At 62.3% G+C, this 12,841-nt stretch carries 12 protein-coding genes; 7 read left to right on the plus strand and 5 right to left on the minus strand.

Going from position 1 to position 12,841, the window contains the following annotated elements:
* Positions 1–6 precede the first annotated feature (6 nt).
* Complete coding sequence (locus tag FHU12_RS04620) at positions 7–1,167, minus strand: NapC/NirT family cytochrome c (protein WP_141967705.1); 1,161 nt, start codon at positions 1,165–1,167, stop codon at positions 7–9.
* Between the two features lie 233 nt (positions 1,168–1,400).
* Positions 1,401–1,823, minus strand: coding sequence for a nucleotide triphosphate diphosphatase NUDT15 (locus tag FHU12_RS04625; RefSeq protein WP_033643806.1), 423 nt, complete (start codon positions 1,821–1,823; stop codon positions 1,401–1,403).
* Between the two features lie 247 nt (positions 1,824–2,070).
* Between FHU12_RS04625 and fruB the strand changes: the two genes are divergently transcribed.
* The 4 genes from fruB (at position 2,071) to FHU12_RS04645 (ending at position 6,594) form a co-directional block, all read left to right on the plus strand.
* A complete protein-coding gene (fruB, locus tag FHU12_RS04630; RefSeq protein ID WP_141967707.1) occupies positions 2,071–3,204 on the plus strand; it encodes a fused PTS fructose transporter subunit IIA/HPr protein in 1,134 nt (377 codons plus the stop codon).
* The gene (fruK, locus tag FHU12_RS04635) at positions 3,201–4,142 is read left to right on the plus strand and encodes a 1-phosphofructokinase (RefSeq protein WP_141967709.1); all 942 of its coding nucleotides are present in this window, start codon (positions 3,201–3,203) and stop codon (positions 4,140–4,142) included. The genes fruB and fruK overlap by 4 nt, the downstream gene beginning before the upstream one ends.
* Before the next feature lie 11 nt (positions 4,143–4,153).
* A complete protein-coding gene (fruA, locus tag FHU12_RS04640) occupies positions 4,154–5,839 on the plus strand; it encodes a PTS fructose transporter subunit IIBC (protein WP_141967711.1) in 1,686 nt (561 codons plus the stop codon).
* A gap of 161 nt (positions 5,840–6,000) precedes the next feature.
* Positions 6,001–6,594 carry a DJ-1/PfpI family protein gene (locus FHU12_RS04645; RefSeq protein WP_141967713.1) on the plus strand — a complete coding sequence of 198 codons (594 nt, stop codon included), beginning with the start codon at positions 6,001–6,003 and terminating at the stop codon, positions 6,592–6,594.
* A gap of 19 nt (positions 6,595–6,613) precedes the next feature.
* On the opposite strand, the gene nfo is transcribed toward FHU12_RS04645, so the two are convergent.
* Together nfo and FHU12_RS04655 are read right to left on the minus strand one after the other, a co-directional pair.
* Positions 6,614–7,453, minus strand: coding sequence for a deoxyribonuclease IV (gene nfo / locus FHU12_RS04650; RefSeq protein ID WP_016926988.1), 840 nt, complete (start codon positions 7,451–7,453; stop codon positions 6,614–6,616).
* Between the two features lie 98 nt (positions 7,454–7,551).
* Positions 7,552–8,625, minus strand: coding sequence for a YeiH family protein (locus FHU12_RS04655; RefSeq protein WP_025303538.1), 1,074 nt, complete (start codon positions 8,623–8,625; stop codon positions 7,552–7,554).
* 193 nt (positions 8,626–8,818) lie between these two features.
* On the opposite strand from FHU12_RS04655, the gene FHU12_RS04660 reads away from it, so the two are divergent.
* The 3 genes from FHU12_RS04660 (at position 8,819) to FHU12_RS04670 (ending at position 11,675) form a co-directional block, all read left to right on the plus strand.
* Positions 8,819–9,016: a hypothetical protein gene (locus tag FHU12_RS04660; protein ID WP_025303537.1), complete on the plus strand. Its 198-nt coding sequence runs from the start codon at positions 8,819–8,821 to the stop codon at positions 9,014–9,016.
* Between the two features lie 95 nt (positions 9,017–9,111).
* The gene (gene yieE / locus FHU12_RS04665; protein WP_060439430.1) at positions 9,112–9,978 is read left to right on the plus strand and encodes a DNA-binding transcriptional regulator YeiE; all 867 of its coding nucleotides are present in this window, start codon (positions 9,112–9,114) and stop codon (positions 9,976–9,978) included.
* 218 nt (positions 9,979–10,196) lie between these two features.
* Entirely contained in the window at positions 10,197–11,675 is a 1,479-nt protein-coding gene (locus tag FHU12_RS04670; RefSeq protein WP_063989303.1) for an amino acid permease, read from the plus strand.
* A gap of 45 nt (positions 11,676–11,720) precedes the next feature.
* Here the strand turns inward: FHU12_RS04670 and FHU12_RS04675 are convergent, their stop codons facing one another.
* Positions 11,721–12,821 (minus strand): GGDEF domain-containing protein, encoded by a 1,101-nt coding sequence (locus tag FHU12_RS04675; protein ID WP_141967715.1) that lies wholly within the window; start codon positions 12,819–12,821, stop codon positions 11,721–11,723.
* Between the last annotated feature and the right edge of the window lie 20 nt (positions 12,822–12,841).

Genomic DNA, 12,841 nt, shown 5'->3' on the forward strand with positions numbered 1-12,841 from the left:
TCTCCCTTAAAGCTTGGCCGGTGCGGCAGGTGGCATGTCGCTGGCGTGTTTTTGTACGTATTGTGTCAGCACGCGCAGCTGTTCCTGCGTCAGCGAGGTGCGCGGCGCCATGCCTTTGATGACGCCGATCCATTGGTTGGCGTTGAAGCGATCGAGCGCGGTCAGCCCGTGGCAGCCGGTACAGTTGGCCGACATCATGTCCGCGGCGTAACGCCAGATTTTTTGCTGGTCGTCGATCAACTGTTTACGCGGCAACCACACTTGCAAAGAGACCTGATGCCAGACCAGACCGGTTTCCGCATCGGTCTGGGTGGATGCGGTCTTCAGCTGTTTGCGCGCGTCTTCACCCAGCAGCACGCTGAGGATGCGTTTGCCCTGCGCGGCGTAGAACACTTCGCTGACCCCGTCCTGCTGCCAGCCGCTCACGGTGGCCAGCACCTTGTCGCCCTCCTGCTTCACCACCTGCACTTCGGTGGATGGCATCAGGTTGCCGGCGTTATGGCTGTCGTCCGCGCTGAGGAAGAACGGCTCGGTGGCGATGGTGTAGAGGGTGGTGGCGTCCGGGGCGGTCAACGCCGCGGCCTTCGCCAGCTCGGCGGCGCCGGCCTGGGTTTCGCCGCTCATGTCCGGCAGGATGTGGGCCACGCCCTTATGGCAGTCGATGCAGGTCTCGCCCTGTTTGATCGCCACCGGGTGCTGCAGGCGCGCCTCAGGGCGCTGGGCGGTGATCTCCATGGCGTCGTAGCTGTGGCAGGAGCGGCAGGTGGCCGAGTCGTTCTCTTTCAGCGTCTTCCAGACCGATTGCGCCATCGCCAGCTTGTGCGCTTCGTATTTTTCCGGTGTGTCGATGGTGCCGACCATTTCGCCGTAAATGTCTTTCACCGCGCGGATTTTGGTCCACAGGTAATCGATCGGCTGATGGGGGACGTGGCAGTCGGCGCACTCGGCGCGGATGCCTTTGGTGTTCTGGAAGTGGACGCTGCCCTGATATTCGGCCAGCGGTTGTTGCATGGTGTGGCAGGAAACGCAGAAGGCGGTATCGCTGGTTTTATGGAATACGGTGGCGGTCCCGGCCAACAGCGCCGCGCCGAGGATAATCCCCAGCAGCAAAAGCCATAGCCATCCCCACCGGCGCTTTTTTTCAAAGCCAGTCAGTTTTTTGCTCATGGTAAACCCGCTTATAATTATGAATTTAAAATAAAATCTTGCCAAAAGGCCACCGACCGAAGGTCAGAATGCCACGTCGATTGCAGGGGTAATAATAGAAGAGGGTTAACCCCATAGGGTTATCCGTAGTCAAAAAAATGGCGTATATCGCAAAAAATAGCGTTATATTCTAAATTATATAGCGGTGGGGCGGTGCAGCAGGGAAAGCGAGCGCAGCACGCGCTCGCGATGGGTCAGGCCGTGGGCAGATAGGCCTGGCCGCTCAACCACAGGCGGATGGCGGTGAGGCTGGCTTCGAAATGCGGTTCCGGCAGGGCGTCCGGCGCGCACCAGCGCCACTCGGCGCATTTTTCGGGTTCTTTCAGCTCGGCGTTGCCACCGGGGTGATCCACCTGCAGGCAGATGGACACCGTGTGTTTGCCTTCGGCGCGCCAGGTTTGCAGATTGTTGCTGACGCCAACGAAGCGCGGCGGAGCGATGAGCAACCCGGTTTCTTCGGCGATTTCGCGCTGGGCGCACTGCTCGAAGGTTTCGCCGGCATCCAGATGCCCGCCGGGGATAGACCAAAAGGGCGCATGTGAGCCGCAGCGTTTGCCCAACAAAATCTCACCTTGTGGGTTGACGATGATCACCCCGACGCCCGTCACTACGTTCATGCTTTTCTCCGTCAGCAAAGTTTCAGCACAGTATGTCATTTTGCCCTGGCGCTGACCAATGCGCCGGCAAAAGTGTGCGTAAGCTCAAAAATCTGCAATGGCGAAAGGGAGAAAACTTGCTTTCACCTTGCGCTGCTTACACACTCCTTGAAACGTTTCAGCGTTATCCGGCCGTTTGTGGCCAGCGGGTAGCGCTCCTTTTTCCCAATGAGGCTGAAACGATTCAATTCAGCAGGAGAGGAGAATCATGTTCCAGTTGTCACCGCAAGACATTCATCTGGGCGCCGCTGCCGCCGGTAAGCAGGAGGCCATCCGTCAGGTGGCCGCCGCCCTGACCGACGCCGGCTGCGTCAGCGCCGGTTACGTGGACGGCATGTTGCAGCGCGAACTGCAGACGTCCACCTACCTGGGCAACGGCATCGCCATTCCGCACGGCACCACCGATACCCGCGATCTGGTGTTGAAAACCGGCGTGCAGGTGTTCCAGTTCCCGCAGGGCATTGCGTGGGGCGAAGGCCAAACCGCCTATGTGGCGATCGGCATTGCCGCCCGTTCCGACGAGCATTTGGCGCTGCTGCGCCAGCTCACGCACGTGCTGAGTGATGACAGCGTGGCGGAGCTGCTGGCGAAAACCACCTCCGCGGAAGAGCTGCGCAGCTTGCTGATGGGCGAACAGCAGAGCGCCGAATTCCAGTTCGACGTTTCGCTGATTACGCTCGACGTCGCGGCCGACAGCCTGATGACGCTGCAGGCGCTGAACGCCGGCCGGTTGCAAAAGGCCGGCGCGGTCAACGCGCAGTTCGTCAGCGATGTCATCACCCGCAAGCCGCTGAACCTGGGGCAGGGCATCTGGCTGAGCGACAGCGTCGAAGGCAACCTGGCCAGCGCGGCTACCGTCAGCCGCCCGGCGCAGGCTTTCGTGGAAGACGGCGAGCCGGTGGCGCTGCTGCTGACGGTGTCGGTTGCCGACGCGCAGCCGCTGGCGGTGCTCAACTACCTCAGCGACCTGCTGCTGACCAACAAAGCTGAACGCTTGCTGAAAGCGGATGCCGCCGGGGTGCTGGCGCTGCTGACCAGCGAAGTGGCCGAGGAGAGCAGCGTGCTGAGCGCCGAATTCGTGATCCGCAACGAGCATGGTCTGCACGCGCGGCCGGGCACGGCGTTGGTCAACGTGATCAAAAGTTTCAACAGCGACATCACCGTCACTAACCTGGACGGCAGCGGCAAGCCGGCCAACGGGCGCAGCCTGATGAAGGTGGTGGCGCTGGGCGTGAAGAAAGGGCATCACCTGCGCTTTACCGCCAATGGAGAAGATGCTGAAGCCGCGCTGAAGGCGATTGGCGAAGCGATTAATGAAGGACTGGGCGAGGGCGCAGCATGAGCAGAAGAGTAGCAACAATCACCCTGAACCCGGCGTACGATCTGGTGGGTTTCTGCCCGCAGATCGAGCGCGGGGAAGTCAACCGGGTAAAAACCGCCGGCCTGCACGCCGCCGGTAAGGGCATCAACGTCGCCAAAGTGTTGAAGGATTTGGGCATCGACGTCACCGTCGGCGGTTTCCTGGGCAAAGACAATCAGGACGGTTTCCAGCTGCTGTTCAGCGATCTGGGGATCGCCAACCGCTTCCAGGTGGTGCCGGGCCGCACCCGCATCAACGTCAAGCTGACGGAAAAAGACGGTGAAGTGACCGACTTCAACTTCTCCGGTTTTGAAGTGACGCCGCAGGACTGGGATCGCTTCGTCAGCGACTCGCTGAGCTGGCTGGGCCAGTTCGACATGGTGGCGGTGAGCGGCAGCCTGCCGGCCGGCGTCGATCCCGATGCCTTTACCGACTGGATGACCCAGCTGCGCGCCAAGTGCCCGTGCATCATTTTCGACAGCAGCCGCGAAGCGCTGGTCGCCGGGCTGAAGGCCTCGCCGTGGCTGGTGAAGCCGAACCGCCGCGAGCTGGAAATCTGGGCCGGCCGCCCGCTGCCGACGCTGGCGGACGTGGTCGACGCCGCGCATGCGCTGCGTGAACAGGGCATCGCCCACGTGGTGATCTCCCTCGGCGCGGAAGGCGCGCTGTGGGTTAACGCGTCCGGCGCCTGGATCGCCAAACCGCCGTCCTGTGAGGTGGTCAGCACCGTGGGCGCCGGCGATTCGATGGTCGGGGGCCTGATTTACGGCCTGCTGATGCGCGAATCCAGCGAACACACCCTGCGTCTGGCCACGGCGGTAGCGGCGCTGGCGGTCAGCCAGAGCAACGTCGGCGTGACCGATCGTCCCCAGTTGGCCGCGATGATGGCGCGCGTCGATCTGAAACCTTTCAATCAATAGCAGGAGGCAGAATGAAAACGCTGCTGATGGTAGACAGTTCGCTGGGGCAGGCCCGTGGCCACCTGGCGAAACGCATGCTGGAGGCTGCCGCGGCCAAAACCGGCCTGACGCTGGTCGAGTCGCTGCAGGACGCCGAACTGGTGGCGGTGGCGGGGCAGTCTGCCCCTGCTGACGCCGGGCTGAACGGCAAATTGGTGTATGTGGGCGACGTAGAGCAGGCGGTGCGTGAACCGGAGGCTTTTCTGGCGCGCGCCAAGGCCGAAGCTGAAACCTATCAGGCGCCGCAGGCGGCGGCGCCGGTGAAAGCCGATGGGCAAAAACGCATCGTGGCGATCACCGCTTGCCCAACCGGCGTGGCGCACACCTTTATGGCGGCCGAAGCCATTGAAAGCGAAGCCAAAAAACGCGGCTGGTGGGTGAAAGTGGAAACGCGCGGCTCCGTCGGCGCCGGCAATGCCATCACCCCGGAAGAAGTGGCGGCGGCGGATCTGGTGATCGTCGCGGCGGACATCGAGGTGGATCTGGACAAGTTTGCCGGTAAGCCGATGTATCGTACTTCCACCGGTCTGGCGCTGAAGAAAACCGCCCAGGAACTGGACAAGGCGCTGGCCGAGGCGGAGGTGTTCCAGCCGCAGCAGCGAGGTAGCGCGGCGCCGGCGGCGAAAAAGAAAGAGGGCAGCGGCCCGTATCGCCACCTGCTGACCGGCGTGTCCTACATGCTGCCGATGGTGGTGGCCGGCGGTCTGTGCATCGCGCTGTCGTTCGTGTTCGGCATCAAGGCGTTTGAAGTCAAAGGTACGTTGGCGGCGGCGCTGATGCAGATCGGCGGCGGCTCCGCCTTTGCACTGATGGTGCCGGTGTTGGCCGGTTTCATCGCCTTCTCCATCGCGGATCGTCCGGGCCTGACGCCGGGCCTGATCGGCGGCATGTTGGCGGTGAGCACCGGCGCCGGGTTCCTCGGCGGCATCATCGCCGGCTTCCTGGCGGGTTATGTCGCCAAGGCGATCAGCGGCAAGCTGCGCCTGCCGCAAAGTATGGAAGCGCTGAAGCCAATCCTGATCATTCCGCTGGTCGCCAGCTTGATCACCGGCCTCATCATGATTTACGTGGTCGGCACGCCGGTGGCGAAAATCATGGAAGGTCTGACCCATTGGCTGCAATCGCTGGGCACCGCCAACGCCGTACTGCTGGGGGCAATCCTCGGCGGCATGATGTGTACCGACATGGGCGGCCCGGTGAACAAAGCGGCCTACGCGTTCGGCGTCGCGCTGCTCAGTTCCTCGGTGTATGCGCCGATGGCGGCGATCATGGCGGCGGGCATGGTACCACCGCTGGCGATGGGTCTGGCGACGCTGCTGGCGCGCCGCAAGTTCCCGAAATCCGAACAGGAAGGCGGCAAGGCGGCGTTGGTGCTGGGGCTGTGCTTCATCACCGAAGGGGCGATTCCGTTCGCCGCCCGCGACCCGATGCGCGTGCTACCGTGCTGCATTGCCGGCGGGGCGCTGACCGGCGCGCTGTCGATGGCCTTCGGCGCCAAGCTGATGGCACCGCACGGCGGGCTGTTCGTGTTGCTGATCCCGGGCGCGATTTCGCCGGTGTTGCTGTACCTGGTGGCGATCGCCGCCGGTACGCTGCTGGCGGGCGTAGCTTATGCCCTGCTGAAACGTGCTGAGGTACCGGTTACCGCCGCGGCGTAAGCCTCGTCGATAACGCAAAACGCGCAGCCTCGAGCTGCGCGTTTTTGTTTGTGCCTTAGGCAGTTAGCACGATTTACCCCTAGCCAAAAGTCACAACGCTTTCTAAGCTGATGGCGCGACTTTGTTCATGCGAACAAGAAATGACTCAAGGAGATTCATCCGTGGCTAAAAAAGTGGCGATCGTACTGGCATCCGGTTTCGCCGATTGGGAATACGCGCTGATTGCCGGCGTTGGCGGCCCGTTTTATGGGCTGGAGGTGGCGTTTTTTGCGCCGCAGGCCGGAACGTTTCGCTCACAGGGCGGGCTGACGGTAGAGGTTGAAAAAGGCGTGGCTGAATTGGCGGATTGGCGCCCCGAGGTGCTGGTGGTGGTCGGCGGCACCCTTTGGGAAACCGAACGGGCACCGGATATCAGCGCGTTGCTCAACGAGCAGTTTCAACGCGGCGCAACCCTGGCGGGCATTTGCGGCGGGACATTGGCGTTGGCGCGGGCCGGCCTGTTGAACGGCAGGACACATACTTCCAACGCTGCCGAGTTCTTGACGCGCCATGTTGAGGGCTACACCGGGCAGCGCCATTTCGCGACGAGCGCCGCCGCCGTCGTGGATGACCGTGTCATTACGGCACCGGGCTCGGCGCCGGTCAGCTTTACCACCGCGGTGTTTAGGGCGGCGGGCCTGGATGAAGAGACGCTGCGCCAGTTCAGCGCCATGCTGGCGGCGGAGCACACGGTGGGGGAAACCGCTCGCGCATAGGCGAGCGGCCAAGGGAGGGTTACTGCTGTGCTTTCAGCCAGGCGATCTCTTCCGCCCAGATATCCGGGTTTACCGTTTCCAGAATCAGCGGAATATTGTCGAAGCGCGGATCGCGCATGATGTAGCTGAACACCGTTTTGCCGATGTTGCCTTCCCCCAGGCTGTGGTGGCGGTCGACGCGGCTGTTGAACTCGCTCTTGGCGTCGTTCAGGTGCATGCCGCGCAGGTAGTTGAAGCCGACGATGTCGCCCAACTGCTTGAAAGTGCGCTCGCATTCTTCTTCGGTACGCAGGTCGTACCCGGCGGCGAAGGCGTGGCAGGTGTCGATGCAAACGCCGACGCGGCTCTTATCTTCCACGCCGTCGATGATCGCCGCCAGGTGTTCGAATTTGAAGCCCAGGTTGCTGCCCTGGCCGGCGGTGTTCTCGATCACCGCCGTCACGCCGGCGGTTTTATCCAGCGCGATGTTGATCGATTCGGCGATGCGCGCCAGGCACTTGTCTTCATCGATTTGCAGCAGGTGGCTGCCGGGATGGAAGTTCAGCAGCGTCAGCCCCAGCTGTTCGCAGCGCTGCAGCTCGTCGATAAACGCCTCGCGTGATTTTTCCAATGCTTCGGCCACCGGGTGGCCCAGATTGATCAGGTAGCTGTCGTGCGGCAGGATCTGCCCCGGCCCGAAGCCGTACTGGGCACATGCGCTCTTGAACTTATCGATCACGTCGGCGGCCAGCGGTGCGGCCTTCCATTGACGCTGATTTTTGGTGAACAGGGCGAACGCGGTCGCCTCCAATTCGTGCGCGCGGATAACCGCCTGATCCACGCCGCCTGACGCGCTGACATGTGCACCGACAAACTTCATCTTCATTCTCCTGTGTTATCGGTGACATTATGGCATTGATGGCGGGCGGATTGAATGGCGAAAAGCGGCGGCCCGCCGAAGCGGGCCGCCGAGGGGGATTACAGCAGGTGTTGCACCAGTTGGTTTATCGCGCCGCCGCCGACCAGCAGCCAGACGAACAGCAGCGTGGCCAACAGAATCGGTTTCATCCCGGCCTGACGCACGGCGCTGATGTGAGTGGTCAGCCCCAGTGCCGCCATCGCCATCGCCAGCATCCAGGTGTCGGCGGTGATCAGATGGCGCACCAGCGTGGCCGGCAGCAGGTTGAAAGAGTTCAGCCCGGCGACGGCGATAAACAGCACGGCAAACCACGGAATGGTGATGGCAGATTTTTCCGCCTTGCCTGCGCTGCCGCGGCTGATGTAGCCCGACAGCAGCAGCAGGAACGGCGCCAGCATCATCACGCGGATCATCTTGGCGATCACTGCCGCATTTTCGGCGTCAGGCCCGATGGCGTGCCCGGCGGCGACCACCTGAGCCACTTCGTGGATGGTGGAGCCGGCGTAGATGCCGAAGGTTTCCTGGCTGAACGGCAGCCACTGGAAGTGTTCATTCAACTGATACAGCCAGGGGTAAACGAAGATAGCCAGGGTGCCGAATACCACCACGGTCGAGACCGCTACCGCCACTTTGCTGGAATCGGCCTTGAGCACCGGCTCGGTGGCCATTACCGCCGCCGCGCCGCAAATGCTGCTGCCGGCGCCGATCAGTATCGCGGTCTGGCTGTCGATGCCGAACACTTTCTTGCCGAGCCAACAGGCCAGCAGGAAGGTGGTGATCAGGGTCAGCGCGTCGATGATGATGCCGCTGGCGCCCACGTCGGCGATCTGCTGAAAGGTCAGCCGGAAGCCGTAAAGGATAATCCCCAAACGCAGCAGGCGCTGTTTGGCTAACTGCACGCCGCTGTGACAAACGGTTTGCCAGCGGGGGTATAGCGTGTTGCCCACCAGAATGCCGAGCAGGATCGCCAGCGTCAGCGCTCCCAGCCCCAGCTCCGCCACCCAGGGAATGTCGCCGGCCCAGACGGCCAGCGCAGTGAGCGCGCCGGTCAGTACCAGCCCCGGCACCAGGCGCGGCAGGCCGAACAGCGGAAAGCGTCGCTCGGGATAAGTGTGAGTGGTATCAGTCGCCATAAAAGTCAGTCCTTCAGTCTGTTTCTTGCTGCTAAGAGTACGTTTGGGCTGAATAAAAGAGAAATTGATTATATATTTATAACCTATCTGAATAAGTGGTATTGAGCCAGGCATTGGCATAAAGCCGCATTGCGGCTAGGGTGAGGAGGAGCGGCAAGCCGCCGTCAACTTTCCAACTGAACAGGAGCAGGCGATGGATACCGACGATCAACGCAGAGAGCAGATAGATCAAGAAGTGGGGCGCGCGGTGCGGCGTTTGATTGAAGAAAACAAGGCGGTCGATCGCGATCACCTGGTGGCGATGCTGCAATTAATACAGCGGGACGAAACCGGCACGCCGCGCGAGGCGGTGCTGGCCGCGGCGGCGCAGCTGGTCGCCTTGGGCAGGTAGCGCGCCGAATTGGCCGCAAACAGGGTAGCCTCGCCGGGCTACCCACTTCATTTTGTGGTTCTCTTGCAGAACCCTTTTTCAATACCGGGACGGCTATGCATATCACGTTGCGTCAACTGGAAGTCTTCACCGAAGTGCTGAAAAGCGGTTCGACCACTCAGGCCTCGGTGGTGCTGGCGCTGTCGCAGTCGGCGGTCAGCGCGGCGCTGGCGGATCTGGAGGGGCAGCTGGGCGTGCAGCTGTTTGACCGCGTCGGCAAACGACTGGTGATCAACGAGCACGGCCGATTGTTGTATCCCAAGGCGCTGGCGCTGCTGGAGCAGGCGGGGGAGATCGAGCAGCTGTTTCGTCATGACGGCGGGGCGTTGCGCATCGCCGCCAGCAGCACCATCGGCAACTACATGCTACCGGAGATGATCGCCCGTTACCGCCGGGACTTTCCGGCCACGCCGCTGGAGCTGAACGTTGGCAACAGCCAGGACGTGATCGTGGCGGTGGCGGATTTCCGCGTCGATCTGGGGCTGATCGAAGGGCCTTGCCATATGCCGGAGCTGGTGACGCAGCCGTGGCTGGAGGATGAGCTGGTGGTGTTCGCCGCGCCGGACAATCCTTTGACCCGCCAGCCGCCGACGCTGGAGGCGTTGGCCAATGCCTCGTGGATCCTGCGCGAGCGCGGTTCGGGCACCCGCGAGGTGCTGGATCATCTGCTGTTGGCGCACCTGCCGCACTTCCAGCTGGTGATGGAGCTCGGCAACTCGGAGGCGATCAAGCACGCGGTGCGGCACGGCATCGGCATCAGCTGCCTGTCGCGGCGGGTGGTAGCGGAACAGTTGGCCAGCGGCGCACTGGTGGAACTGCCGGTACCGCTGCCGCCGCTGCGGCGCACCCTGTACCTGATCCGCCATCGGCAAAAGCACATTTCCAACGCATTGCAGCGTTTTCTCAGCTATTGCGCGCTGTAATCGACAGCGCGTCACACCCTCTGCTGCCGCGCAGGCCCGAAAAAGCATAAAAACCTGCGCGCGCTCACATTAATGAGAGTAAGTAAGGCCATAAGGGCCGCGGCTAATAATTGCCTCTGAATTATGAAGCTATCTTATATCAGTGCAATGTTGCTAGTTCACCGGCGGGTATTTGTTACAATCCGCCCTCATTTTTTCAAAGAGCAGATAGGGTACGAATGGCTCAGCAGGATATAAAAACATCGGGGCAGCAAGCACCCGGATTGCGCCGCGAGCTGAAAGCCCGGCATTTGACCATGATCGCCATCGGCGGCTCCATCGGCACCGGCCTGTTCGTGGCCTCGGGGGCCACGGTTTCTCAGGCAGGCCCCGGCGGGGCGCTGTTGTCTTACGCTCTGATCGGTTTGATGGTGTACTTCCTGATGACCAGCCTGGGCGAGCTGGCGGCCTTTATGCCGGTCTCCGGTTCATTCTCCACTTACGGCGCCAAATACGTGGAAGAAGGCTTCGGCTTCGCGCTGGGCTGGAACTACTGGTACAACTGGGCGGTGACCATCGCCGTTGACCTGGTGGCCTCGCAGTTGGTGATGAACTATTGGTTCCCGGACACCCCAGGTTGGATCTGGAGCGCCCTGTTCCTCGGTCTGATGTTCCTGCTGAACTACATTTCGGTGAAAGGGTTCGGCGAGGCGGAATACTGGTTCGCGTTGATCAAGGTCAGCACCGTGATTATCTTCATCGCCGTCGGCGTGTTGATGATCGTCGGCATTCTGAAGGGCGGCGAGCACGCCGGCTGGCAGAACTGGACGGTAGGAGACGCGCCGTTTGCCGGAGGCTTCTCGGCGATGATCGGCGTGGCCATGATCGTCGGCTTCTCGTTCCAGGGCACTGAGCTCATCGGCATCGCTGCCGGCGAATCGGAGAATCCGGGTAAAAACATCCCGCGCGCAGTGCGTCAGGTGTTCTGGCGTATCCTGCTGTTCTATATCTTCGCCATTCTGATCATCAGCCTGATCATTCCGTACACCGATCCGAGCCTGCTGCGCAACGACGTGAAAGACATCAGCGTCAGCCCGTTCACCCTGGTGTTCCAGCACGCCGGGCTGTTGTCGGCGGCGGCGGTCATGAACGCGGTGATCCTGACGGCGGTGCTGTCGGCCGGTAACTCGGGCATGTACGCATCGACCCGCATGTTGTACACCCTGGCGTCGGAAGGCAAGGCGCCGCGCATTTTCGCCAAGCTGTCGAAAGGCGGCGTGCCGCGTAACGCGCTGTATGCGACCTGCGTGGTGGCCGGGCTGTGCTTCCTGACCTCGATGTTCGGCAACCAGTCGGTTTACCTGTGGCTGCTGAATACCTCGGGCATGACCGGTTTCATCGCCTGGTTGGGCATCGCCATCAGCCACTATCGCTTCCGTCGCGGTTACATGCTGCAGGGGCGCGATCTGAATGACTTGCCGTACCGTTCCGGGTTCTTCCCGCTGGGGCCGATCTTCGCCTTCGTGCTGTGCCTGATCATTACCCTGGGCCAGAACTACCAGGCCTTCCTGCAAGACAAGATCGACTGGTACGGCGTGACCGCGACCTACATCGGCATTCCGCTGTTCCTGCTGATCTGGTTCGGTTACAAGCTGTCGCGCGGCACCCGCGTCGTGAAGTACAGCGAAATGGAATTCCCGAAGATGGACGTGAAGTAATTTTCGGTGAGTGAGACGCGGCGGGGGTTCCCGCCGCGTGTGGTTTTACTTTTTCCCGCCTTTGGCTTCCGCCAGCGCCTGCTGCGCCGAGCTCATCAAATCTTCCACCGTCGCATAATCTTGCGTCAGCGCCAAAATGCCGGCGTTGAGCTGCATGTTCACCTCGCCGAACGCGCCAAAATCGTAGGGCGCCTCCAGCGGCGGCACGATGCGCGCCAGGAACTCGCTTTCCGCGCCGTAGGGCAGATCGTGCACCAGAATCAAAAACAGGCCGCCGGTGTAGCGGCAGACGTAGTCGCTGGGGCGGATCAGCGTCTTGAGGCGTTCGCCGACGGTGCGCAGCACGTCATCGCCAATCTGGACGCCGTGGCTTTGGTAGAGCGCTGCCAACGGACCGAACTCAAGAATGAACAGGTGCGAGATCGTCTGCGCCGCTGCGGGGCGGCAGATGCTGCGCATCACCACCTCGCCGCCCGCTCGGTTGAGAAAGCCGGTCAGGCGATCGCGGTGCGACGCCTGCTGCTTCTCCCAAGCCAGCGTGACGTGCTGTACCCGCTGACGGTGGTAGCGCGCGATCATGCCATGGGCCAGCACCAGCCACAGCGGCGCGAGGTCCGCCAGGACAAACAGATTTTGCACGCGCGACAGCGGTGCCGCCAGCAGGTAAGGCAGCGTCAGCGCGATCACCTCAAGCAGCGCGAAGCGCGGCGCGGCGGCGTGGCGCTGCATCAGCCAGCAGGCCAGGGCGGTGATGGTGAGGCCGGCGAACAGGATTAAAACGAAGCGGCCCGACAGCATCGCCAGCGCGGCGCTGGCGCCGACCAGCAGCGTCCACAGCAACACAGCCACCAGCATGGCGTCCGGCCAGGCGGGTTGACGCCGGCGCGCCAGCCAGGCTCGCCCGGCGGTCAACAGCAGCAGGAGCAACAACAGACCGATGCCGAGCGGCCGCTGGCCCAGCCAGGCGTACCCCACCAACAGCGCGGCCGGCCCTGCGGCATTCAGCCAGGGGGTGAGAGGAGAGGGCGTCAGCGTGAGACGCAGCTGGCGTTGAAACGGCTCGTCATCGGCCTGCAGCGGGCTGTATAACAGCCAGTTCAGCAGCGCCGGGCGTTTGGGCGTTACCGCCGGAGATGGACTTCTCATTACTGCCTCGTCAATAAGGC

The organism is Serratia marcescens, from assembly GCF_006715005.1.
Lineage (GTDB): Bacteria > Pseudomonadota > Gammaproteobacteria > Enterobacterales > Enterobacteriaceae > Serratia > Serratia montpellierensis.